Source organism: Sphingomonas sp. Leaf23 (genome assembly GCF_001421585.1).
In the GTDB taxonomy this organism is placed as follows: domain Bacteria; phylum Pseudomonadota; class Alphaproteobacteria; order Sphingomonadales; family Sphingomonadaceae; genus Sphingomonas.
Window position 1 is genome coordinate 426,265 of the sequence record NZ_LMKR01000002.1, and the last position, 24,691, is coordinate 450,955.

Sequence of the window (24,691 nt, forward strand, 5' to 3'; positions counted from 1 at the left end):
GGGCAAAAAAACGCCGGTGCCACGGGGAGTGGCACCGGCGTAAGGTACTGGGAGATCAGAAGCTGAAGCGGGCGGTCGCCGAAATGGTGCGGCCGTTGATCGAACGCGCCCGGATGATGCCGTTCGCAGGGATCGCGCCTTCTTCCGCTTCGGTCAGGCCGATCGTGTCGAACAGGTTGTTCGCGTTGACCGAGAACTGGACCTGCTCCGCCGGGCGGAACTGCACGAAGGCGTTGACCTGCGTATAGCCCGGCAGCTTCAGCTGGTTGCTGTCCTGCGCATAGCTCGACGTGGTGCCGATGACGTTGGCGCCGACCGTGAACTGGTCGACCTCGATCTGCGGCGTGGCCGAGAAGACGAACTCCGCCTGGCGACGCGGGCGATTGCCGACGGTTGCCGGGTTCACCGCGTCGCTGACGATCTTCGCATCGGTCCACGTGCCGCCGGCGGTCAGGCTGAACGGCCCGCGCTTGATATTGCCCTCCAGCTCGACGCCATAGGCGCGGTAGTTGCGGTCGAAGAAGCGCTGGGTCGTCGCCTCGAAATTCTGCTCCTCGGTGCGCGCCCAGAAACCGGTGGCGTAGAAGGCGACGCCGTTCGCCCGATACTTCATGCCGGCCTCTGCCTGGCGGACGATATCGACCGCCGCGTCGCGATTGAGGAGGCCGCCGGTGGTGGTGCTGACGGCGGGTCCGAACAGCAGCCGGTCGGCATTGGCGCGCCCGCCGCGGCTGTACCGGCCGAACACCGCAAGGTCGGAGCTCAGGCGATAGTTCGCGCCGAGCGAATAGGACCAGTAGTTGAAGTCATAGTCGACCGGCGCCGGGCTGTTCAGCGGGATCACCGCGACGCGGCGTTCGGCATCCGAAATCACGCCGTCGCCATTGATGTCGCGGGTGACCGTGCCGACGCGCCCGCCGCCCAGATCGGCACCCGACACCGTGCCCTTGGCCTGCCCGAAGTCATAGCGCACCGACCCGTCGAGCGTCAGCGCACCGCCCGACCAGTTGAGCGAGGCGAAGGGCGCGTTGGTGTCGTAGTTCAGGTCGTAGCTGCGGCGGCAGCATCCGCCGAAATAGCTGGCGGCATAGCCGTACACGCCGTTCTGCGTGATCGACGTGCCGACCGCGTTGCGGACATTGACCAGCGCCGCATTGCCGCCACCCACCACGTCGGACAGCAGCGACGTCCACAGCCAGTCGGTGTCGATCGTCTGGCGCGACTTGTAGAAGCCGGCGGTCAGGCCGAGAGTCCCGCCGCCCAGCGCAATGTCATGGGTCAGGCGGAAATCGTTGGTGATGTTGTCGAGGCTGTTGAGCTTCGTGTCGAACACCACGATTTCGGCGAGCAACCCGTTGCCGTTGAGTGCGGCGGGGTTGGCGATCACGCGGCCGGCATTGGGGCCGGTTGCGTAGCTGAGCGTCGAGCCTGCGCCGGCCAGCGCGGTGGCGATGGTCGCCGCCGAATCGACATTGGCCGGGAAGTTCGAGATGAAGCGCCCGGAAATGTCCGAATAGCGGAAGCGGTTGGTGACGCTCCACCCCTCGGCCAGATCGAACTTCGTTTCGAAGCCGACCGCCTTCACCACCGGATGCTGCCCGTCGCGGATGTCGTTGACGACCGGGTTGTTGCCGCCGTCCAGCGTCAGGTTGCGGGTGATGTTGGGCGAATGCAGCGTGTCGCGGTTGATCGAGAAGCCGGCGATCTCGCTGAACTTCGGATCGTCGTTGGTGCCGCTGACCCGGATCGGGTTGGGCAGGTAGGCGATGGCGCGATCGTCGAGATACTTGCCATAGACGCGGACATAGCCGCCGGCGAATTCCTTGGTGACGTTCAGCTTGATCTGCCCGCCGCGATTGGCGTCATAGCCCGCCTGACGCGGGCCGGTGCCGAAGCGGTAGAAGCCGCCGACATGGACGCGCAAGCTATCCGACAGCTTCTTGCCGTACGAGAAATCGGTGCGGAAATCGCGATAGTCGATGCCGGTCGACCCCTGCACCACCGCGCCTTCGCGTTCGCCGGTGTCGGAGATCAGGTTGATGACGCCGCCGGGCGAGTTCGAGGCGAAGGTCGAGGCCGAGCCGCCACGGATCGCCTCGACACGGGCGACATTCAGGTCGGCGCGCAGGAAGATGTCGGCATTGCCGAAGGTGATGTCGCCATATTCGAGGATGGGGAGGCCGTCTTCCTGCAGCTGCAAGAACTTCGACCCGCCCGATGCGACCGGCAGGCCGCGCACCGCGATGTTGGCGTTGCCTTCGCCGCCCGAGCTTTCCGAGCGCACGCCGGGGATGTTGCGGAACAGTTCGGCGACCGATCGCGGCGCGGTGGTCTGGAGCGTCGCCTGGTCGAGCGAGCTGACCGACACCGAGCTGTCGAGCCGGTTCTGCCCGCGCGCGACGCCGGTGACGATGATGTCGGCATCGGCGGCGGCGGTGTCGTCGGCAGGCTGGGCGGTATCGGTCGCGGGTGCGTCGGCGCTCTGCGCAAGGGCAGGCAGCGGCAGGGCAAGTGCGGTCGATGCGAGCAGAATATGGAACGCCTTCATGGTCCCCTCCTTGGGATATGGCCCGGCCGTTACCGGTGTACGACTCGAACATTATCGTTGCTGCAAACGATTGCAAAGTTGTGCGCCATAACAATTGCAATGGATTGCATAAGGTGTTGCCATACGGTCACACCTATTGGCTGCACCGGGCGGCGTCATCGATCGGTAACGCAGACGTAACCCGCGTTTCATCGCCGACCGGCAGGGGGCTGGCCACACAGGAAGCCAGGCGCTTCCGAGGGGGAACAGACATGGTTGCTATTTTCACCCGCGCGACGCGGGCCGTCTTCGTGCGCGCATTGCTCGGCGGTGCCGCGATCCTGCCGACCGCCGCCTTCGCCGCACCGCCGGAGGAAACGCCGGTCGCCGCCGCGCCGGGCGAGGACGAGGCGCAGGAGATCGTCGTGCAGGGCAGCCGCCCGATCGCCGAATCCGAAGCCGCCGCGCTGGAGATTCAGCGCAACAGTCCGGCGCTGGTATCGGTCATCGCCTCCGACGCGGTGGGCCGCCTGCCCGACCAGAACGTCGCGCAGGCGATCAGCCGCTTGCCCGGTGTCGGCGTCGAACGCGACCAGGGTCAGGCCCGCTACGTCAATTTGCGCGGCGCGCCCAAGCGCTGGACCACGCTGTCGTTCGACGGCGTAAACGTCGTCAGCCCCGAAGGGCGCGCGGCGCGCTTCGATTCGATCCCCTCGGCGATCGCCAAGCAGATCATCGTGCGCAAGGCGGTGACGCCCGACATGGTGGGCGAAACGATTTCGGGTAACGTCGACATCATCACCCGCTCGGGCTTCGACCAGAACGGGTTCCATGTCGCGGGCAAGGCCGGCTACGGCATCGTCGAGCTGGGCGACCGCCGTGAATTCGAAGGGTCGCTGGTCGTGTCGGACCGGTTCGACACCGGCATCGGCGAATTCGCCATCGCGTCGTCGGCCAGCCTGTACCGGCGCGGCATGGTGACGGACAATTTCGAAACCGACTGGGAAAGCGTCGATCAGGACCGCCGCCCCGTTTTCGCCGACCGCATCTGGGCGCGTGAGACCGAGAACAAGCTCTATCGCCTGGTCCGCAAGAATTACGCGTTGTCGACCCGATTGGACTGGAAGCCGGCGCCGGGCCACCGCCTCTTTGCCGAAACCATCTATTCGGCGTTCCAGGATGATGAACAGCGCAACAACTATATCGTCGACCTCGACGACCAGCAGTCGCGCACGCCCACCGGCACCGTCGCCTGCACCGTCAACGCGACCCCGGCGGCCGGCACCACCGGCTATGCCGACATCTGCACCGGCAATACCCCGTTCAAGGGGACGGTGTACGGCATCGACCTGAATTCGAACTTCACGGTGCGCGCCTACAAGCAGTCGGTGTTCACCAACACGCTGGGCGGCGACCACGACCTCGATACGTGGCGCGTGTCGTGGCGGGCGAACTATACCCGCTCGATCGACGACCGGACGCAGCCGGCGCAGCTGAACTATGACAGTCCGTCGTTCGGCACCAACGGCGCGAACGCCGCCAACCGCCTGACCGTCGGCTATGACTTCACCGATCCGCAGCTGGCGAAGATCGCGCTGTACCGCACGATCCGCAACGCCAACGGCACCTTCGCCCGCGGCGACCGGGTGACGGCGATCGAGGATTTCCCGCGCTCGCTCGCCCGTCTGCGCTCGCTGCTCGCGGCCGATACGACCGATGCCTATACCGCGCGGATCGATCTGCAGCACGACGTCGACGGCCTGTTCGGCGACAAGACGACGTTTGCCTTCGGCCTGCGCTTCGACGATCGTACCAAGTCGGTCGACGAACGCCTGCTCGAACTGAACAGCGCGGCGCAGTTCAGCGCGGCGGGCATCCCGACCGGCTATGGCCAGATCGCGATCCCCGGCGGGTTCCAGGGCAAGCTACCGCTCGGCTACACCTTCCAATATTTCGGCAAGGATCAGATCCTCGACCTGATCGACCGGGCGAAGACGGTCGGCAGCTATGTCGACCAGCGCGCCAACCTGTACGACGTGAACGAGCGCATCTATTCGGCGTACGGCATGGCGACGGTCACGACCGGCTGGGGCAACATCATCGGCGGCGCGCGGATCGAGCATATCCGCAACAAGTCTTCGGCGTTCGTGACCGACGGCAAGACGTTCACTCCGCTGAGCGTCGATCGCGACATGACGCTGATCTATCCCAGCCTGCACATCAATTACGACGTGACGCCGCAGATGAAGGCGCGGCTGTCGTTCAACACCGGCGCGGCGCGGCCCGATTATGACCAGCTGCGCCCGAACCTGAGCTACAACGACGCCAACCTGACGATTTCCGGCGGCAATCCCGATGCGAAGCCGGAAAAGGCGATGGGCGTCGACGCCTATGTCGAATATTATGTCGCGCCTGCCGGCTTCCTGTCGTTCGGTGCCTATTACAAGCGGCTGCGCGACGTGCTGTTCGACACCAGCCGCACCTTTGGCAGCGACATCCTGAACTTCGGCGGGGCCGACCGGTCGCAGTACGTCTTCTCGACCATCGATAATGGCGGCAGCGGGTCGATCGTCGGGATCGAGGGCGCGATCCAGCAGCAGCTCGACCCGTTCGTCGGTGACCTCGGCCTGCCCGACTGGATGGGCGGGTTCGGCGTGCAGCTGAACGCGACGCTGAACCGCAGCCGCGCGGAGACGCCGGATGGCCGCCGCGTGCCGCTGCCCGGTGCGTCGAATGCGGTCTACAATCTGGGCGTCTATTACGAGAAATACGGCTTCTCGGCGCGGGCCCAGTATCAGAACCGGTCGCGCTGGCTGGACGAGCTGGGCGATTTCCAGGTCATCAACGGCGTCAATCGCGGCGTCGATGGCGGCGATTTCTATTGGGCGAAGGACAACGAACTCGACGCGTCGATGCGCTATGCGATCAACCGCAATGTCGAACTGTTCGGCAATTTCAGCAACCTGCTGGGTGGGCCGGGCCGGCGCTATGTCCGCGACACGCGCTATACCATCGAGCGCGAGACGTTCGGTCGCCGCTATCAGGCCGGCGTGCGGGTGAATTTCTGATGCGGCGGGTAGCGTTCGCAGCGTTGCTCGGCGGGTGTGCGGTAACGCCCCCGCCGGCCATGCCCACAGCCGCTCCACAGGTCGCGGCGGCGGCGGAGACCGATCCGGTCCATACCGCCGCCGACGCCGCCGACGATCCCGCCATCTGGCGCAACCGGCGCAATCCGGCCGCCAGCCTGGTGATCGGGACCGACAAGAAGGCCGGCATCCATGTCTACGACCTGTCGGGCAAGCGGCTGAGCTTTACGCCTGCCGCACGGCTCAACAATGTCGATCTGCGTGACGTGGGTGGCCGGGTGATCGCGGCGGCGAGCGACCGGGCCGACGAGCGCCAGGCGCATGTCGCGCTGTTCACGCTAGATACGGTGGCAAAGAAGCTGGTGCCGATGGGGCGGTATCCGGTCGGCGCGGGCGAGGCCTATGGCATGTGCCTGTGGACGCGTGCGCGCGACAAGGCGCTGTTCGGCTTCGTCGTGATGAAGGACGGGCGGATCGACCAGGTGTCGATCGATCTGGCCGGCGCGACGCCAGTGGTGCGTACCGTGCGGTCGATGAAGGTCGCCAGCCAGGCCGAGGGCTGCGTGGTCGATGACCGCACCGGAGTCCTGTATGTCGCGGAGGAGGATGTCGGGCTGTGGCGTTTCGCCGCCGATCCCGCCGCCCCGGTTGAGGGCACCGCGATCGCGAAGGTCGACGGCACGACGCTGGTCGCCGATGCCGAGGGGCTGGCGCTGGCCCCCGCCGGGCGCGACGGCGGCTATCTGGTTGCCAGCAGCCAGGGCGACAACGCCTACACGCTCTACCGCCTGCCCGGCGTCACCTATGCCGGGCGCTTCCGCATCGGTGGCGGCGCGATCGACGGCACCAGCGAGACCGACGGGATCGAGCTGATCCCCGGCAATTTCGGGCCGAAATATCCAAAGGGGCTGATGGTCGCGCAGGACGGCGACAACGCGCCCGACACGCAGAACTTCAAATATGTGTCGTGGGCCGACGTGCTGAAGGCATTGCGGCTCCGCTGACGTGGCCCGCGCGCGGCGGTCACCGCTGCGCGCGCGGCTTCCACGTGATGACGCGGTAGATATAGCCGACCACGATCGCCGCCGACATCGCGATGGCGACCGGCCCGACATAATGGTCGAGCTGTTCGAAATTCGACCCCAGCCACAGCCCGGCATAGGCCAGCACCGCATTCCAGATGATGCTGCCGGTGAAGGTCGCGAGGAAGAAGCGCCAGCGCGGCATGCACGCCATGCCCGCGGGCAGCGAGATCATGGTGCGGAAGGTGGGCATGAAGCGGAAGATGAAGACCGTCGCACCGCCATGTTTGCGGAAGAAGCGGTGCAGCTTTTCCACATCCTCCCACTCGACCGTCAGCCACCGGCCCCAGCGGTCGACGAACGGCTTCAACCCCTGATAGCCGAAGCGCCGCCCGATCGCGTACCAGAAGTAGTTGCCGGCGGTGGTCCCGGCGGTGCCCCACAGCAGCAGCGGCACCATCGCCATGTCGCCGCGCGCCACCGCCATGCCGCCCAGGCCCATGATGACCTCCGACGGGATCGGCGGAATTACATTTTCCAGCGCCATCAGCAGGAAGATGCCGAGATAGCCACCGCGCGCGATCGCATCGAGGATGAAGGTCGTCATGGGGATGGGGAACGTGCGGGGCGGGGTTTCGTGCCTTCATTGTCTGATCCAGCGCTGCTGGATCAGCGCGGCACCGGCCCGCTCCCCCACCCGACCACCCACAGCGTATCCTGATTGGGTGGTCGGGTGGGGGAGCGGGCCGGTGCCGCATCCGCGTGAGCGGATCAAATCTTAGCCCGCCGCCACTCGCGCCTCGATCGCGTCCCAGATCATGCCGGCGACGTCGGTCCCGTCGAACTTCTCGATCGCGACGATGCCGGTCGGCGAGGTTACGTTGATCTCGGTCAGCCATTCGCCGCCGATCACGTCGATCCCGACGAAGATCAGCCCGCGCCGCTTCAATTCCGGGCCGAGCGCGGCACAGATTTCGCGTTCCTTGTCGGTCAGCTCGGTCTTGGCCGCGGTGCCGCCGACCGCCAGGTTCGACCGGATCTCGCCTGCGCCGGGCAGGCGGTTGACCGCGCCCGCGACCTCGCCATCGACCAGCACGATCCGCTTGTCGCCCTTCGCCACGGCGGGCAGGAACGCCTGGACCATATGCGGCTCGCGATAGGCGGTGTTGAACACCTCGATCAGCGACGACAGGTTCTGCGCATCGGCATCGATCTTGAAGATCGCCTTGCCCCCATTGCCGTGCAGCGGCTTCACCACGATCGAGCCGTGTTCGTTGAGGAACTCGCGCGCTTCCTCGACCGAGCGGGTGATGAGGGTGGGGGGCATGAAGCGCTGATAATCCAGCACGAACAGCTTTTCAGGCGCATTGCGCACCGACGCCGGATCGTTGACCACCAACGTCCGGTCGCTGATCCGCTCCAGCAGGTGCGTCGCGGTGATGTAGCCGAGGTCGAACGGCGGGTCCTGCCGCATCAGCACGACATCGGCCTGCTCGCCCAGATCGAGGCTGACGGGATCGCCGAACACGAAGTGATCGCCGACGACGCGCTGCACCGTGACCGGATGGGCGCGGGTCCATACCCGGTCGCCCGACTGGTTGAGGTCTTCGGGCGCATAATGGAACAGCCGGTGCCCGCGCGCCTGCGCCGACAGCATCAGCGCAAAGGTCGAATCGCCCGCGATGTTGATGCCGGCAAGGGGGTCCATCTGGACGGCGACGGTCAGCGACATGGGGGCACACTCCGGTTGGTTGCCGCTCAGGTAGGGGGCTGGCGGGGGAAAGTCACGGGGGGAGCGACCTACCGCAGCGGCTTGCCCGAATCCTTCCACTTGTCGAGCACCTGCGATTCCGGGGGCAGCGTGTCCTTCGGCTCGGCAAGGGGTGTCGGGCTGGCGGCAGGCGTCGGCGGCGCGACGACGGGGGTGGGCAGGAGCGGCACCGTCTGCACTGGCACGGCGGCCTCTGGCGTCGGCGTCGCGGGCATGGGACGCAGCGGCCCCGGCATCGGCTCCATGCCGATATAGCGGTCGCTGAACGCGGCGGGGGTGCCCCACCACCCCTTCCACCGGTGGAAGAAATGCGCGCCGAACACGCCGGTCATCACCAGCGCGCGGTTCCACGACGGGGTGACGGCATAGGTGTGGTAATGCGTCGCCAGCCCTACGGCTGCGAACACGTCGCCCGACAGCGCGCGCGCGGCGACCCGGCGCGACCGCAGCCAGACCGACGGCGCCGGCACCCGCGCCATCGCCCCGTCGCACGCAAAGCTGAACTGGCAGACCGGCCGATCCGACCCCTGGAATACCACGCCGCACACGGTGGCGGGAAAGGCGGGATGGCGCACGCGGTTCAGCACGACCTGTGCCACCGCGCGCTGCCCGGCATCGGGTTCGTTGCCGGCCTCGTAATAGATGGCGGTCGTCAGGCATTGCAGCGCGCGCGCCCGGTCGAGCTGGCTGCCGCGCAGCACGAACGGCCGCGCCGGCTGGATCGAGGCGTCGCCGACATCGGCGTCGACATTTGCCGGGAGGGCAGGGAGCGGCGCGGTGCCGGTCTCCCCCCGCCGTACCGGCGCGTCGGCCAGCAGCTGCGCTGCGCCCGGGAAATGGTCGTCGGCTTCGTATCCGGTGGCGGCGGCCGGCGGCGGCGCGGGCGGATCGCGATGCTCGCGTGCGGCGATCCCCGCGCGCACCGCGATCGCCCCGCCAATCAGCAGCAGGGCTGCACCGGCGATCCTGCGCGTGCGCCGGTCGAGGGGGGGGAGGGCCGCCATGTCGCAGGACCTAGCCGGAAAAGGTATCGAAAGTCGCAAGATTTGAAATGGGTTAACGGAAACCTATCCCGTCACCCCGGGCTTGACCCGGGGTCCCGCTTCTTAACGACCGTCGAAGAAGGAGAAGCGGGACCCCGGATCAAGTCCGGGGTGACGAGAGCGTTTTACTTCACCCCCAGGTCCGCGCGGCTCAGATCGATCGATGCCGCCGGGATCACCACCAGCTGCGGATAGGCGGCGCGGAGCGGTTCGAGGAACTGCTTCGCGTCGCCGACCACGACGATGCTTGCCGCCTTCGGGTCCATGACCCTTGCCGCCGCCTGCTGCACCGCTGCCGGTCCGACCGCCTCGATCGAGGGGAGGAAGGTCGCAATGCGCGCCAGCGGCACGCCGTCCGACACATAGGTGACGATCGTGCCCGCGATGCCGCTGGTGCGTTCGATGGTGCGGCCGAAATTGCCGGTCAGCACCGCCTTGCGCGTCGCCAGTTCGGCTTCCGGGGCAGGCTCGGCACCCATGCGGCGCATCTCGTCGGTGATGATCTTTACCACCTCCGGCGCGGACGGGTTCTTGGTCTGCGTCGACGCGCCGACCGCGCCGCCATTGCGACGCGCGTCCAGTTCGGATCGGGCACCGTACGCCAGTCCGCGCTTGATGCGGATTTCCTGGTTCAGTCGCGACGAAAAGCCGACGCCCAACGTCGCATTGGCGACGGCGGCGGGGAAATAGGCCGCGTCGCTGCGGGCGATGCCCGGCCGGGCGACGACCACGCCGGCCTGTCCGGCGCCGGACATGTCGACGACGATCACGCGCGGGGCGGGCGGTGCGACCTCCGGCGGGCGGGCCGGCGTCGCTTGCGGCTGTCCGCGCCAGTCGCCGAACAGCTGCGTCGCCAGCTGCATGCCCGCGTCCGGCGTAATGTCACCGACCAGCACCAGCGTCGTCTGTTCCGGCTGCCATGCGCGGCCATAGGCGGCGGTGATGTCGGCGCGGGTGATCGCCTTCAGCGTGGTCGGCGTGCCGCTGGCCGGGTGGCCGTACGGCGCGCCGCCAAACACCGCGCGATCGGCAACGAGGTTCGACAACTGCCCCGGATCGGTCAGCGCGACGCTGACGCCATCGATCGTCCGCGTGCGCAGCCGGTCGATCTCACCTTGCGCGAACGCCGGATTGCGCGCGACGTCGGCGAGGATGCCGAGCGCCGGTGCCGCCTGCGCCGATCCGACGGTCAGCGTGACATTCTGCGAATCCCAGCCCGCGCCGCTGCCGATGCTGCCGCCGAGCGATTCGACCGCGCGCGCGATTTCGGTCGCCGAACGCGTTTTGGTCCCTTGCGTCAGCAGCCCGGCGGTCAGTTCGCCCACCCCGGCACGGTTGTCGGGATCGGCGGCGGCCCCGCCGCCCGCGACCAGTGCGGCGGTGACCACCGGCACCCCGCGCTTTTCGACCAGCACGACGCGCATGCCGTTGGGCAGTCGGCGTTCGACCGGCACCGGAATCGCGACCTGTACCGGCGCAGCGGGCGCGGGCGGCAGGATGCGCTGGCCCTCTGCGGCGGGCGTGTGGATCGTGATGCCCGGTGGCACGGCCAGTGGGGCGGTGACCACGCTGTTGGCGACTGCGATCGTGTCGCTGGCGGCACCCGCCGGCTTGGGCGTATCGGGCAGGTAGCGGACGGTGGCGGCGCGGCCGGCGGCGAGCCACGTCTTCGCCACGCGCTGCACATCGGCGGCGGTGACGCGACCGATCGCGGCCAGCGCCTTGTCGGCGGCTTGCGGATCGCGCTCGACGATCACGCCCTGCGCCAGTGCCGATGCCTTGCCTTCCGCCGTCTCGCGCGAGAGCAGTTCGGCGGTGGTGATCTCGTTCTTCGCCTCGGCCAGTTCGGCGGCGGTCGGCGGGGTGGCGATGATGCTCGCGACCTCGCGCTTCAGTGCCGCTTCACCGTCCGCCACCGACTTGCCACCGGCGAGGATCGCGTAGAGCGACAGCGTGCCCGGACCCTGCTTGGCATCGAGCTGCACGCCGACATCCTGCGCGATCTGGTCGCGATAGACGAGGCTCTGGTGCAGGCGCGAATTGTCGCCGCCCGATAGGATCGCGTCGAGCACCTTCAGCGCCGCCTGATCGGGATGGTTGGCCGGCGGCAGCGGATAGCTGATGAGGATCGCGGGCAGCGGCGTGTTCGCCTCGTACACCGTCTTCGTCACCGGTTGCTGACGGACCGGTTCGCCGACGGTCACGCGCGGGATCGGGCGGTTGGGTTTCGCGATCGGCGCGAAATACTGATCGACCCAGCGGTTCAGCTGCGCAGGGTCGAAATTGCCCGCGACGACCAGCACCGCATTGTCGGGCCGGTAATAGGTCGCGTGGAACGCGCGGATATCGTCGATCGTCGCCGCATCCAGATCGGCGATCGATCCGATGCCCGGCCGGGCATAGGGATGGCGGCTATACGACACCATCGGCGCGTACAGGCCAAACAGCTTGCCATAGGGTTGGGCGAGGATGCGGCTGCGCAATTCCTCCTTCACGACCTCGCGCTCCGAGGCGAAGGTCTTGGGATCGACGACCAGCGTCGCCATCCGGTCTGCCTCGGCGAACAGCAGCCGCTGCAGGTGGTTGGCGGGCACCACCTCGTAATAATTGGTGTAGTCGTCGGCGGTCGACGCGTTGTTGTACCCGCCGACATCCTCGGTCAGCCGGTCGAGCTGTTCGGGCACCAGATTGCGCGTCGCCTTGAACATCAGGTGTTCGAACATGTGCGCAAAGCCCGACCGCCCTGCGGGATCGTCCTTCGACCCGACATCGTACCACACCTGCACCGACACGTTCGCGCTGGAGGTATCGCGAATGGCATAGACGCGCAGGCCGTTGGCGAGCGTGCGTTCGGTATAGGCGATCGGCGGCACGGTCGCGCTGGCGGCGGGGGCCGCCGGGGCGGGGCGCTGCTGCGCATGGGCCGGGCTAAGCAGGGCGGTCGAGATCAGCAGCGCAAGGCCGAAACGCATGGGGGACATTCTCCGGAACGGATGATGCGGCAAGGTGTGGGCCGCATCCCCCCGGAGTGTCAACGTATCATCGGTTACGAAGGGGGCGCTTCGCCGGCGCCCCGCCCGATATCAGCCCTTCTTGCGCCCCGAATTGGCATAGAGCAGCGCGGCGGCAAGGGCGGCGGATCCAATGCCGATGCTGATCGGCACCACCGGCCAGCCCTGTCCCTTGGACGGCTGCCGGGTGTCGGCGGCGGCGTCGGCAACGCGCTTCACTTCCTTGGCGGCGGCGGTCACTTCGTTCAGGTCGGTCTTGTCGGTCATAATCCTCTCCCTCTTGTCGGGGTTCAATGCTTGGGGGCGTTGTAGCGTGCCCGGAAATCGTCGGCAAAATCGGCAAGCGTATCGTTCGCGATCGCCGCGCGCAGGTCGGCCATCAGCGCCTGATAGAAATACAGGTTATGCTCGGTCATCAGCATCGCCCCCAGAATCTCGCCCGCGCGGACGAGATGGTGGAGATAGGCGCGGCTGTGGCCGTGGCACACCGGGCAGGCGCAGTCGGGATCGACCGGGGCCAAATCCTCGGCAAATTTGGCGTTGCGGATGTTGATCGGGCCTGAACGGGTGAACGCCTGTCCGGTGCGGCCCGACCGGGTCGGCAGCACGCAGTCGAACATGTCGATGCCGCGCTCCACCGCGCCGACGATATCGTCGGGCTTGCCGACGCCCATCAGATAGCGGGGCTTGTCCACCGGCAGCTGCTGCGGCGCATAGTCGAGCACGCCGAACATCGCCGCCTGCCCTTCCCCCACCGCGAGGCCACCGACCGCATAGCCGTCGAAGCCGATGTCGATCAGTGCGTCGGCGGAGGCCTTGCGCAAGCCTTCGTCGAGCGCGCCCTGCTGGATACCGAACAGCGCGGCGCGCGATGCGTGTTCCTCGCCCGAATCGAAGCCGGCGCGGCTGCGGCGCGCCCAGCGCATCGAGCGTTCCATCGCCTTGGCCTGTACCTCGCGGGTCGAGGTGGTCGGGACCAGTTCGTCGAATGCCATCACGATATCGGAGCCGAGCAGCCGCTGGATTTCCATCGAGCGTTCGGGGCTCATCAAATGACGCGTGCCGTCGAGATGGCTTTTGAATTCGACGCCATCCTCCGATCGCTTGGTCAACTCGGACAGGCTCATCACCTGATACCCGCCACTGTCGGTCAGGATCGGCCGGTCCCAGCCCATGAACTTGTGCAGGCCCCCCAGCCGCGCGACGCGCTCGGCGCTGGGGCGCAGCATCAGGTGGTAGGTGTTGCCAAGCAGGATATCGGCCCCCGACGCGCGCACGTCCTGCGGCTTCATCGCCTTCACGGTGGCGGCGGTGCCGACCGGCATGAAGGCGGGCGTGCGGATGTCCCCGCGCTGCATGGCGATGGTGCCGGTGCGGGCGCGGCCGGACGTGGCGGTGACGGTGAAGGCGAAACGGGGCGGCATAAGGCGAGCGGTCATGCCGGACGTTCTCTCCGCTGTCGACTCAAGATCCTCCCCGCGGAGCGGGGAGGATCTTTCGATCAGATTGCCGCCAGTGCCTGTTCGAAATCGGCGATCAGGTCGTCGGCGTCCTCGACCCCGATCGAGATGCGCACGAGGTTGTCGGTAATCCCCAGCGCCGCCTTGCGCGCATCGGGCACCGAAAGGTGCGTCATCCCCGCCGGATGGCTGGCCAGCGTCTCGGTTCCGCCCAGGCTCACTGCCAGCTTGGCGATGACCAGCGCATCGAGGAACGCGAACGCCTCGCGCTCGCCGCCGTTCAGGTAGAGCGAGAAGGTCGATCCGCCGCCGGTGCAGTGGCGGGCATAGATGTCGGCCTGCCGCTCCATGCCCTTCGCATCCTTCAGGAAGCCGAGATAGCCGACGCGTTCGACCTTGGGATGATCGCGGAGGAAGGCGCAGACCTTTTCCGCATTCTCGCCCGCGCGGCTCATGCGCAGTTCGAGCGTCTCCAGCGAGCGGAGCAGCATCCACGCGGTGTTCGGGTCGCAGATCGTGCCGATCGTGTTGCGCATCGACCGGATGGTGTTGATGTGCGCCTTCGACCCCAGCACGCCGCCCGCGACCAGATCGCTATGCCCGCCGGCATATTTGGTCAGCGAATAGACGACCAGATCGGCACCATGTTGCAGCGGTTGTTGCCACAACGGCCCGAGGAAGGTGTTGTCGATCGCGATCGGCGGCTTGTCGTCGCCGGTGCCGAACACCGCGTCGCGGGCGGCCGCGACCGCTTCGATATCGACCAGCGCGTTGGTCGGGTTCGCCGGGCTTTCGAGGTAGATCAGCGGGACGCGGCCCTCGGCCTGGTGCAGCACCGCTTCGATCTCGTCCTGCGTCGCGCCGGCGGGGAAGTCGAAATACTTGACCCCGAAGCGGCCGAGCACCCGGCCGATCAGCGTCTCGGTCGCGGCATAGAGCGGGCCGGAATGGATGATCGTGTCGCCGGGCTGGACCATCGACAGGAACAGCGTGGCAATCGCCGACATGCCGCTGGAGAACACCAGCGCGTCCTCCGCCGCTTCCCAGACGCCAAGGCGGTCCTCGAGGATTTCCTGGTTCGGGCCGTTGAAGCGCGAATAGACGAGACCCTCGGCCCCGCCCGGACGCTTGCCGGTCACCCCTTCGAAATGGCGCTTGCCCGCCGCCGCGTTGGGGAAGACATAGGTCGAAGTCGCGAAGATCGGCGGTTTCAGCGACCCTTCGGACAATACCGGATCATAGCCATGGCCCATCATCAGCGTCGCGGGGCTAAGCCGGCGGCCGCCGACGGTATCGACCGGCGGCTTGGGGCGGCGGCGCGGGGGGACGCCGGTCAGGTCGGCTTCGGTTTCGTTGGTCACGCGAATCTCTCCTATTTTCGGGAGAGCCTAACGATAGTTACGAAAGAAACCAACTCGGGCGAGCGTGCCCACCCGTCATTCCGGCGAGGGCTCAGGGCTGCGCCAGCCCGATCACCGACAGCTGCCGTCCGTAATCCGCCTCGCCACGATGCGTCGCGCGGCGGAAGCTGAAGAAGCGGTCCTCCTGCGCGTAGGTATCCTGCCCCAGCGCCTCGATCCGCCGGACGCCCGCTGCGGCGAGGCGGTGGACGACATAGGCTTCGAGGTCGAAGCGGGCATGGCTGGGGCGGTTCTCGGCAAAGAAGCGCTCATTCGCGGGATCGGTCGAACAGAAGCGTTCGACGAAGCCCATATCGACCTCATAGCTTGCTCGCGCGATGCACGGGCCGACGGCGGCGGCGATGCGGTCGGCACGCGCGCCGAGCTTTTCCATCTGGGCGATGGTCGCGTCGGTCACGCCGGCCAGCGCGCCCTTCCACCCGGCATGGGCCGCGCCGACGACACCCGCTTCCCGGTCGGCGAGCAGCACCGGCGCGCAATCGGCGGTCAGGATGCCGAGCAGGATGCCCGGCCGTTCGGTGACCATCGCATCCCCCTGCGGCCGTTCGCCATCGGGAAAGGCGGTCAGGACGCGGACGACCGACGCCGAATGGATCTGGTACAGCCCGCACAGCGCCGCACCGGGCAGCACCGCGTCGACGACGCGCGCGCGATTCTCGGCGATGGCGGCGGGATCCTCGCCCGATCCGAGGCCGGTGTTGAGGCCGGCGACGACTCCCGTCGATACCCCGCCGCGCCGCCCGAGAAACCCGTGCACCACGCCGTCCAGCGCGTGCGCGCGCAATACTTCGACCGTCATAGCGCCACCCGCATCACGTCATCCTCGTCCCGGTGGTTGCCGACCATGAAGTCATAGGTGCCGACCCGTTCGAACCCATAGCGTTCGTAGAACCGCCGGGCGCGGTGATTGTCGACGAAGACCGACAGGAACAGTTCGTCGGCACCGGTCCCGCGCGCCTTGGCCAGCATATGCTCCATCAGCGTCGCGGCGAGGCCGGTGCCCTGCGCTGCCTTGCGCAGATAGAATTGGCGCAGTTCGATCGCCACGCCGGTCGGCTCGAACGGCAGCGACGGCGGACCGAGCTTGGCATAGCCGACCGCCTCGTCGCCGGACATCGCCAGCACGACATAGAAACGCGGGTCGGTCAGTTCCGCCTCCCACGCCGCGACCGTGAAGCGCGCGAGGAACGCGGCAAGGTCGTCGGGGTGGTAGAGGTGGCCGAAGGTGTCGGCGAACGTCTCGGTGCCGATCTTCACCAGCAGTGCGGCATCGGCGACCGTCGCGTCACGCAGCACCAGCGTCATGCCGCGAACCCCGCCGGCACCGGCCAGCCGGGCGAGGTGATCGCGATTGCCTTGAACAGTGTGCCCATCTGCTCGTCCTCGACCAGCCGGTCGCGATCGGCGCGCAGGGCGTCGGCGCGCTCGGGGCTGCGGGCGGCCAGTGCCTGCGTGCGGGCATCGATGCCCAGCGCCTTCAGCAACACACCCTGATCGACCGGGCCATAGGCGACCGCGTCCTCGGCGCGCGCGGCCTCGATCAGCGTGCCGAAATCGACATGCGCGGTCAGGTCCTGTTCGCCCGGATCGTCATAAGGGTTGACGAAGCTGTGTCCGCGCACCGCCTGCAACGTGTCGCCCAGCGCGGGGCCGGCATACCCATAGTCGATGATGATCGCGCAGCCACCCTGCGCCACGATCCGCTTCGCCAGTTGGCGCAGGATCGCGACGGCGGCGGGGGCGGTTTCCAGCACCGATCCGATCGGGGCATCGCGGAAGGCGGGCGGGATGATCGGATCGAAGCCGCGCTGGCCCATCACCGGCAGGAACAGCGTGTCCTGACACGCGACCAGCCGCTCGCGCCAGCCGTCCGCCGTCTTGACCAGCTGGCGGATGGGGAGCGCATCGAAGAATTCGTTGGCGACGACCAGCAGCGCGCCGTCGTCGGGCAGGCCAACGGTATCGACCGCCCATTCCGCCTGCGGCACGCGCTTGGCCTGTTCGTCGCGCAGCGTCGGGCTGGTTTCGATCAGGTGCACCGGGGCCACGCAGCCCGCCGACGCCATCGAACGCAGCGCATCGGCGGCGAGCGTGCCGCGGCCCGGCCCGAACTCGACATAGCGCGCCGCCGGCCGCCCGGCACGGTCCCAGCTGTCGGCGAGCCCCAGGCCGATCAGCTCGCCGAACATCTGGCTGATTTCGGGCGCGGTGGTGAAGTCGCCATTCGCGCCCAGCGGATCGCGCGTCGCGTAATAATGCGCGTTGGCCGCGCCCATGAACTGGGCAAGGCTGATCGGCCCGGCCAGCGTGATCGCGCGGGCGAGGCGTTCGGGGAGGGCGGGGTCGGTCACGCCAGATCCTCCCCGGCACGGGGAGGGGGACCGCTCGCGATAGTGAGGGGTGGAGGGGGGTGTCCTGCTCCACAACGGCTGCGTTCGAGGATGCCCCCCTCCACCATGCTGCGCATGGTCCCCCTCCCCGTGCCGGGGAGGATTTGGGTTGCCATCACGCCACGCTCTCCGACCCCGCGATCGGTTCGACGCGGACGCGGCGGCGCTTCGACGTGACCATCAGGTAGATGCCGATCGCGATCATCGGCAGCGTCAGCCACTGGCCCATGTGCAGCCCCGTCGCCTGCGCGAAGGCGACCAGCTGCGCATCGGGCTCGCGCCAGAATTCGATGATGAAGCGCGCGACGCCGAACCCGGCCATGCCGGTGCCGAGCAGGAAGCCGGGCTTGTAGCGGGCATCGGTGCGCCAGAAGAGGAAGGACAGGATCAGGAACAGGATCAACCCTTCGCCCAGCGCCTCGTACAGCTGGCTGGGATGGCGCGCGGGATCGAGGCCGCCGGCAACGGTGCGCGGGAACACGATCGCCCACGGCGCGTCGCTGGGCTTGCCCCACAGCTCGCCGTTCACGAAATTGGCGATGCGGCCCAGGAACTGGCCGATCGGCGCGACGCAGGTGACGTAATCCGCGACCCGCAGCGGGCGCAGGCCGTGCTTGCGCGCCAGCCACCAGATGCCGAGGATCAGCCCGACCATGCCGCCGTGGAACGACATGCCGCCATCCCACAGCCGCAGGATCTTGATCGGATCGGAAAACATCTCGGGCGCGTAGAAGATTGCATAGCCCAGCCGCCCGCCAAGGATGATGCCGAGCGTCGCATAGAACACGAAATCGTCGGCATGGCGCCGCGCCATCGGGGCGCCCGGCTGGTCGAGCAGCTTCAGCAGATACCACCACCCGGCCAGGATGCCGGTGATATACGCCAGCGAATACCATTTCAGTTGAAAGAAGCCGAGGTTCAGCGCGACCGGATCGAGGCCCAGATCGACATAGCGGATATGGCTGGCGGCCATGCCGACGTCACCGGTGGCGGCGGCGAGGGTGGATAGGATCAAGGGGGTACGCTCCGGCTGTGGTGCCGCGCGTAATATCGGGGTTGGCGGGTGAGGGGAACCACCGATCCTGTGCAGGCGCGTCGCGGCCGTTGCGGTGGGAAGTCCGGGGTGGGCGAACCGGCGCAGGGGGGGATGCTGCCGGTTCGCCCGTATTGAAGCGCGAACGCATCGGACACTCGTAACCCTGCAGGCCGCGTGCCAGTTTCGGCGACAGGCCGATTGCGGGGCTTTCGATGGTTAATGCCGAAAGCCGCATAGGGTCGAGTGTAAGGAATTCCGACAGGCGACTCGCGCGCCAAAGATTACGCTTGTAAACGGAATGACCACGGGCGTAGTCATTCGTCATGGCCGAACGAATCAGCGATGCCGAGCATGCCGTGATGGAAGTGCTCTGGGACAAGAACCCGCTCACCGCGCAGGAGGTGGTGGAACGTGTCGCCCCGGCGCGGGGCTGGACCGCGAACACCGTCAAGACCCTGCTCGGGCGGCTGCTGGCGAAGGATGCCGTCGGCGCGGAGGAGGACGGGCGGCGCTATCGCTACCGCCCGCTGGTCGCGCGCGAGGAATATGTCGCGGGTGAATCGCAGCGGTTCATCGACAAGCTGTTCGGCGGCAGCCTGACGCCGCTGGTCGCGCATCTGGCCGAACGCGACCAGCTGAGCGCGAAGGAAATCGACGAGATCGAGGCTCTGTTAAAGGCGCTGAAACAATGATCGGATGGGCGGTGGAGACGATCGCGGCGACGACGCTGCTGATGCTGCTGGTGCTGGGCCTGCGCGGTCCCGTTGCGCGGCGTTTCGGTCCGCAGGCGGCATATGCACTGTGGGCGCTGCCCGCGCTGCGCATGATCCTGCCGCCGATCCCCGATGCGTGGCGTCCGGTGGAGTTCGCACCGATCGGTGCCGCGACCGAACCCGGCGTCATCATGTTGGGCGTGCCGGTTGCGGAGGTGCCCGCGCTGCCGCAAGGCTGGGGCATGGCGGACGTGCCGCTGATCGTCGTCGCGCTGTGGCTGCTGGGCGCGATCGCGTTCGTTGCGTGGCATATCGTGCAGCACAGCCGCTTCTGCGCAAAGGTGCTGGCATCGGGCCGGGCCAAGGGGGTGGCGGGCGGCCATGTCCAGATGATCGAGAGCCGCCATGCCGCAGGGCCGCTCGCCTTCGGGGTGGTGCGCCGCTACGTCGCGATGCCGGTCGATTTTCGGGACCGTTATGACGAGCGCGAACAGGCATTGGCGCTGGCGCACGAACTGGGCCACCATGCGCGGGGCGATCTGCTGGCGAACTGGGTCGCGCTGGTCGTGCTCGGCTGCCACTGGTTCAATCCGGTCGCATGGCGTGCCTTCCGTGCGTTCCGGGCGGACCAGGAAATGGCGTGCGACGCGATGGTGCTGGCCCGCGCCACGCCGGGTGTCCGCCACGCCTATGCCACCGCCATCGTCAAGTCCGCGCACGGCCAGGCGCTGTCCGCCGCCTGCCACCTGCACGGCGTCCATGAACTGAAAGGGAGACTCATCATGTTGTCGAAGCATCGGGTGATGTCGCCCGCCACCCGCCGTATCGCCGGCGGTGCCACGCTGACCCTCGCCATCATCGGTCTGGGGATGACCGCATCGGGAACGAAGGCCGCCGAGACGATCCGGTCGAAGGTGGAGACCGCGACCGGCGTCGATATCGCGCGGGTCGAAGCGCAGGCGGCCGAAGCGCTGGCCCCGGTCGCGGCAATCGTGCCGGCACAGGCCGCGACGCTGCCGGTGATCGTCGCCAAGCCGGCGGCGATGACGCAGCCGACCGACCCGGCAAAGCCCGCGCTGCCGGCGTTGCCCGCCAATCCCGCCATGCCCGCGGCGATCAAGGTCGTCCGCGTGCCAACCCCGGCCCCGGCCAATGGCGAAGTGCGCAAGATCGTCGTCCAGCGCTTCGACGCCAATGGCAAGCTGCTGGGGCAGACGGTCAACGACCTTCCCGAAATCCAGGTCACGAATGCCAATTGCGGTCCGGGCACGCAGACCACCATGACCCGCACCGAAGGCGGCAAGCAGGTCACGGTCGTCTGTTCCGATCGCATCCGCATCATCACCCGCGATGCCCAGTTCCGTGCCGAACAGGGCGCAAAGCTGGCCGCGATGGGTGCCGCCCGCGCCGCGCAGGGGCAGGTGCAGGCGCAGCAGGGTGAGGCTTATGCCCGGCAGGGCATGCAGGCGGCGCTGGCCGGGCTGCGTTCGGCCCGTGCGTCGATCGCGATGAATGCGGACATGCCGGCGGAGGCGCGTGCGAGCGCGCTGGAAGGCATCGACGACAGCATCCGCGAAGTGCAGGCGGAGATGGCCGAAAAGGATTAACCCGGGTTCGCGGACGTTCTGCCCCGTTCGTTCGCGACAGGGCCGGTCGGCAATGCGCCGGCCGGCCCATCGTCTTGCATCCCGTCACAACAGCCGCCATCTCGCACGGCAATGGCTGAATTTCCCCCCGGCATGGCCCAGCCGCTCGAACCGCTGGTGACGCGCGTGCTGGCCCGCAACGTATCGCCCTATACCCATACCGGCACGCAGAGCTTCATCGTCGGCGGCAGCGGCGCGGTGGCGATCATCGATCCGGGGCCGGTCGACGACGTGCATCTGGATGCCTTGCTGGCGGCGGTCGGCGGGCGCGAGGTTGCGGCGATCCTGTGCACCCACACCCACCGCGACCATAGTCCGGGGGCAAGGCCGCTGGCCGAGCGTACCGGCGCGGCGATCATCGGCTGCGCGGCGCTGACGATGGACGATGCCGGCCCGCGCGCCGATGCCGCGTTCGACGTCGACTATCGCCCCGACCGGGTGCTGGCCGATGGCGAGGCGGTGGCGGGCGATGGCTGGACATTGGTCGCGGTCGCGACACCGGGGCACACGTCGAACCACCTTGCCTTTGCCCTGTCCGAAAGCGGCGCGCTGTTCAGCGGCGATCATGTCATGGGCTGGTCGACGACGATCGTGTCGCCGCCCGATGGCGACATGGGCGACTATATGGCCAGCCTCGACAAGCTGCTGGGGCGTGAGGACCGGGTCTATTATCCCGCGCATGGCGATCAGGTCGATAATCCCCGGCGTCTGGTGCGGGGCATGCTCGGCCATCGCAAGCAGCGCGAGGGGCAGATCGCGCGTGCGATCGAACGCGGCACCCACGACATTCCGGCGATGGTCGCAGGCATGTATGTCGGGCTGCACCCGAAGCTGCTGGGCGCGGCGGAACGGTCGGTGCTGGCGCACCTGATCGACATGGAACGGCGCGGGATCGTGCGGCAGGAGGGCGCGACATGGCATCGCATGTAAGGCCGCAGGCACTTCGGCTGGGCGTGGCGGTCGTCGTGTTGCTCGCGCTCGCGGTCGGCGGCTGGATGGTGTGGCAGCGGTACGAGGAGCGCTACACCATCACCACCGAACCCGATAGCGGGCAGGCGGTGACCCGGATCATTACCGCGCGCCTGTCGGGGGCGAGCGCGCTGAAGGTCGCGTCGCTGTCGGGCACGTTGCAGGCGACGGCGAACGATACGCGCGGCTTCGGCTGGCTGCGCACCGATCAGGTGGTCAAGATGCCCTATTCGGTCGATTATTTCGTCGATCTGGGCGGGATCGGCGAGGGGCAGCTGAGCTGGTCGGCCGATACCCGGACGCTGGTGGTCGATGCGCCCGACGTGACCGTCGCCAAACCCAATATCGACGAAGCGGGGCGGACGCTCAGCGAAACCCACGGGCTGATCGTCACCCGCGACGCCGCCGCCGCGCTGGCGCAGCGCGTGTCGGCGGTGGCGCAGGGCCGCGCCGAGCGCGAGGCACGCAGTCCCGAACGGCTGGCGCAGGCGCGCGAACTGGCGCGGGCCAGCCTTGCCCGCGTATTGGCCGCCCCGCTGGCGGCGGCGGGGGAGGGCGATGTGCGGGTGGTCGTGACCTTCCCGGCGGAACGCGGGAGCCGCAACGGCGAGCGCTGGGACGTGTCGACGCCGCCGGCCGAGGTGCTGGGCAATCGGCGGTGAGCTTGTTCTCCCTGCCTTAAGCAGGGAGGGGAGAGAGCGACTTGCGGACACACCGGGACCGACCTAGGGGCAGGGTCACAGGGAGACGATGATGAACGCGCGCACCGAATTGCCCACCGGCACCGATCTGCTGGCCGAAATCGACCGGCTGCGCCGTGAGCGCAACGCCGTCATCCTCGGCCATTACTACCAGAAGCCCGAGATACAGGACCTCGCCGATTTCGTCGGCGACAGCCTCGACCTCAGCCGTAAGGCAGCGGCGACCGATGCCGATGTCATCGCGTTCTGCGGCGTGCGCTTCATGGCGGAGACGGCCAAGATCCTGTCGCCCGACAAGACGGTGATCCTGCCCGACATGGACGCCGGCTGTTCGCTGGAGGACAGCTGCCCGCCCGAACAGTTCGCCGCGTTTCGTGCGCAGCATCCCGACCATATCGCGCTGACCTACATCAACTGTTCGACCGAGGTGAAGGCGCTTAGCGACATCATCGTCACCTCGTCGTCGGCGGAAAAGATTCTGGCGCAGCTGCCCGCCGACCAGAAGGTGATCTTCGGGCCCGACCGCAATCTGGGCGGATACCTGATGCGCAAGACCGGGCGCGACATGTTGCTGTGGCCGGGCGTGTGCATCGTGCACGAGGCGTTCAGCGAGACCGAGCTGCTGAAGCTCAAGGCGCAGTACCCCGACGCCCCGGTCGCGGCGCATCCCGAATGCCCGGCGATCATCCTCGACCATGCCGATTATGTCGGGTCGACCAGCGGCATCCTGGCCTATGCCAGCGAATTTCCCGGCGACACGCTGATCGTCGCGACCGAGCCGCACATCATCCACCAGATGGAAAAGGCGCTGCCGAACAAGACATTCATCGGCGCGCCGGGCGCGGACGGCAACTGCAACTGCAACATCTGCCCGTACATGGCGCTCAACACGCTGGAAAAGCTCTACATCGCGCTGCGCGACCTGAGCCCGCGTATCGAGATCGAGGAGGAGCTGCGCCTGAAGGCGAAGGTCTCGCTCGACCGGATGCTGGCGATGGCGAGCGGGACGGTGGGCCTGGGCGATCTGGGGCCGCTGCGCGCGGGGTAACGCGCCGCTACCGCCCCAGCCAGTGGCGCACCCCGCCGCGCGACAGGCCGGTCAGCGTGCCGACGACCACCAGCAGCGCGGCGGCGAGGACGGCGAGCGCGACCAGCGTCGACGCCTGACCACCCGCCGCCCAGATCGCGGCGAGCGCCCACAGGAAGACGAGCGCGAACGGCGGGCAGCCGCGCGTCGCGATCAGCGCCACCGCGGCGATCGCGCCGGCGACCAGCAACAGCACCGCCGCGATCATCGGCGTTGCCGCGCCGCCGTCGATCCCGTGGAAACGCAGCGACGCGGCGATGTTCACGATCGACGCGACCGTCAGCCAGCTGGTGAGCGCCGTTAGCGGCAGTGCGGCGCACCAGCGCTCTCCGGCCGAAAATCCGTGCGGCCATCCGGAAAAGGTGCGCAGCGTCGCGATCAGGCAGATGAGCGTGAACAGTATGATGATCGCGGAAGGGAAGCCGAGCCCGAAAACCTGCGTATAGGCCGCCCATAACGCATTGCCGAGAAACGCACCCGACGCCGGCAGGCGCAACCGGGCGAGCAGCGGGTTGCCGCGCTGCTTCGGCAATGCCTGATACACCGCGAAGACCAATGTGCCGGTATAGAGTGCCCCCCAGATCGCGAACGCCCAGCCCTCCGGCGTCACCAGCGTGCGCACCATGTTCGATTGTTCGCCAATGCTGCGGCCGATGCCGATGCCTGGCAACAACGGGGTCAGCAGCTGCGAAATCGCGCACAGCACGGGCAGGGCGCGGGCAAGGGGCGAAGCGTCGCGGGTTCGGATGGCTCGGGTCGGCATGGCCGAGGAACTCGCCAGCCCGCGTTCGGTTGCGGGGCGCAACGG

General features: G+C 67.8%; 20 protein-coding genes. 7 read left to right on the plus strand and 13 right to left on the minus strand.

Annotation, left to right across the window (positions count from 1 at the left end; genetic code table 11):
- Window positions 1-55: 55 nt before the first annotated feature.
- A complete protein-coding gene (locus ASE67_RS05855; RefSeq protein WP_055757749.1) occupies window positions 56-2,548 on the minus strand; it encodes a TonB-dependent receptor domain-containing protein in 2,493 nt (830 codons plus the stop codon).
- Between the two features lie 251 nt (window positions 2,549-2,799).
- Between ASE67_RS05855 and ASE67_RS05860 the strand changes: the two genes are divergently transcribed.
- Together ASE67_RS05860 and ASE67_RS05865 are read left to right on the plus strand one after the other, a co-directional pair.
- Complete coding sequence (locus tag ASE67_RS05860; RefSeq protein WP_055757751.1) at window positions 2,800-5,595, plus strand: TonB-dependent receptor; 2,796 nt, start codon at window positions 2,800-2,802, stop codon at window positions 5,593-5,595.
- A gap of 59 nt (window positions 5,596-5,654) precedes the next feature.
- Window positions 5,655-6,617 carry a phytase gene (locus ASE67_RS05865; RefSeq protein WP_082456970.1) on the plus strand — a complete coding sequence of 321 codons (963 nt, stop codon included), beginning with the start codon at window positions 5,655-5,657 and terminating at the stop codon, window positions 6,615-6,617.
- 19 nt (window positions 6,618-6,636) lie between these two features.
- Here ASE67_RS05865 and ASE67_RS05870 read toward each other — a convergent pair whose 3' ends face one another.
- The 11 genes from ASE67_RS05870 to lgt form a co-directional block, all read right to left on the minus strand.
- The gene (locus ASE67_RS05870; RefSeq protein WP_055757756.1) at window positions 6,637-7,242 is read right to left on the minus strand and encodes a DedA family protein; all 606 of its coding nucleotides are present in this window, start codon (window positions 7,240-7,242) and stop codon (window positions 6,637-6,639) included.
- Window positions 7,243-7,413: 171 nt separating this feature from the next.
- Window positions 7,414-8,367 carry a glutathione synthase gene (gene gshB / locus ASE67_RS05875; protein WP_055757758.1) on the minus strand — a complete coding sequence of 318 codons (954 nt, stop codon included), beginning with the start codon at window positions 8,365-8,367 and terminating at the stop codon, window positions 7,414-7,416.
- A 68-nt stretch (window positions 8,368-8,435) separates the two neighbouring features.
- Window positions 8,436-9,410: a cell wall hydrolase gene (locus ASE67_RS05880; RefSeq protein WP_055757760.1), complete on the minus strand. Its 975-nt coding sequence runs from the start codon at window positions 9,408-9,410 to the stop codon at window positions 8,436-8,438.
- A gap of 164 nt (window positions 9,411-9,574) precedes the next feature.
- Window positions 9,575-12,421, minus strand: coding sequence for a M16 family metallopeptidase (locus ASE67_RS05885; RefSeq protein WP_055757762.1), 2,847 nt, complete (start codon window positions 12,419-12,421; stop codon window positions 9,575-9,577).
- A 111-nt stretch (window positions 12,422-12,532) separates the two neighbouring features.
- The gene (locus ASE67_RS05890) at window positions 12,533-12,727 is read right to left on the minus strand and encodes a hypothetical protein (protein ID WP_055757764.1); all 195 of its coding nucleotides are present in this window, start codon (window positions 12,725-12,727) and stop codon (window positions 12,533-12,535) included.
- Window positions 12,728-12,750: 23 nt separating this feature from the next.
- Window positions 12,751-13,884, minus strand: a complete 1,134-nt coding sequence (tgt, locus tag ASE67_RS05895; RefSeq protein WP_055757766.1) for a tRNA guanosine(34) transglycosylase Tgt — start codon at window positions 13,882-13,884, stop codon at window positions 12,751-12,753.
- Between the two features lie 77 nt (window positions 13,885-13,961).
- Window positions 13,962-15,281: a cystathionine gamma-synthase family protein gene (locus tag ASE67_RS05900; RefSeq protein WP_055757768.1), complete on the minus strand. Its 1,320-nt coding sequence runs from the start codon at window positions 15,279-15,281 to the stop codon at window positions 13,962-13,964.
- Between the two features lie 91 nt (window positions 15,282-15,372).
- Window positions 15,373-16,140, minus strand: a complete 768-nt coding sequence (gene pgeF, locus ASE67_RS05905) for a peptidoglycan editing factor PgeF (RefSeq protein ID WP_055757770.1) — start codon at window positions 16,138-16,140, stop codon at window positions 15,373-15,375.
- Window positions 16,137-16,646, minus strand: a complete 510-nt coding sequence (locus tag ASE67_RS05910; protein ID WP_055757772.1) for a GNAT family N-acetyltransferase — start codon at window positions 16,644-16,646, stop codon at window positions 16,137-16,139. The genes pgeF and ASE67_RS05910 overlap by 4 nt, the downstream gene beginning before the upstream one ends.
- On the minus strand, window positions 16,643-17,692 hold the full coding sequence (locus tag ASE67_RS05915) for a class I SAM-dependent methyltransferase (protein WP_055757774.1): 1,050 nt from the start codon (window positions 17,690-17,692) through the stop codon (window positions 16,643-16,645). Before ASE67_RS05915 ends, ASE67_RS05910 begins: the two co-directional genes overlap by 4 nt.
- A gap of 154 nt (window positions 17,693-17,846) precedes the next feature.
- A complete protein-coding gene (gene lgt / locus ASE67_RS05920) occupies window positions 17,847-18,746 on the minus strand; it encodes a prolipoprotein diacylglyceryl transferase (protein ID WP_055757776.1) in 900 nt (299 codons plus the stop codon).
- Window positions 18,747-19,090: 344 nt separating this feature from the next.
- Here lgt and ASE67_RS05925 point away from each other — a divergent pair, with 344 nt between their 5' ends.
- The 5 genes from ASE67_RS05925 to nadA all read left to right on the plus strand — a co-directional run bounded on the left by ASE67_RS05925 (window position 19,091) and on the right by nadA (window position 23,844).
- Complete coding sequence (locus ASE67_RS05925; RefSeq protein ID WP_055757777.1) at window positions 19,091-19,459, plus strand: BlaI/MecI/CopY family transcriptional regulator; 369 nt, start codon at window positions 19,091-19,093, stop codon at window positions 19,457-19,459.
- The gene (locus ASE67_RS05930; RefSeq protein ID WP_055757781.1) at window positions 19,456-21,087 is read left to right on the plus strand and encodes a M56 family metallopeptidase; all 1,632 of its coding nucleotides are present in this window, start codon (window positions 19,456-19,458) and stop codon (window positions 21,085-21,087) included. The genes ASE67_RS05925 and ASE67_RS05930 overlap by 4 nt, the downstream gene beginning before the upstream one ends.
- 111 nt (window positions 21,088-21,198) lie before the next feature.
- Complete coding sequence (locus ASE67_RS05935) at window positions 21,199-22,056, plus strand: MBL fold metallo-hydrolase (protein WP_055757783.1); 858 nt, start codon at window positions 21,199-21,201, stop codon at window positions 22,054-22,056.
- Window positions 22,041-22,757, plus strand: a complete 717-nt coding sequence (locus tag ASE67_RS05940) for a DUF4230 domain-containing protein (RefSeq protein WP_055757786.1) — start codon at window positions 22,041-22,043, stop codon at window positions 22,755-22,757. The genes ASE67_RS05935 and ASE67_RS05940 overlap by 16 nt, the downstream gene beginning before the upstream one ends.
- A gap of 91 nt (window positions 22,758-22,848) precedes the next feature.
- A complete protein-coding gene (gene nadA / locus ASE67_RS05945; protein WP_055757789.1) occupies window positions 22,849-23,844 on the plus strand; it encodes a quinolinate synthase NadA in 996 nt (331 codons plus the stop codon).
- Window positions 23,845-23,851: 7 nt separating this feature from the next.
- Here nadA and ASE67_RS05950 read toward each other — a convergent pair whose 3' ends face one another.
- Window positions 23,852-24,646, minus strand: a complete 795-nt coding sequence (locus ASE67_RS05950; protein WP_055757792.1) for a hypothetical protein — start codon at window positions 24,644-24,646, stop codon at window positions 23,852-23,854.
- Window positions 24,647-24,691 lie beyond the last annotated feature (45 nt).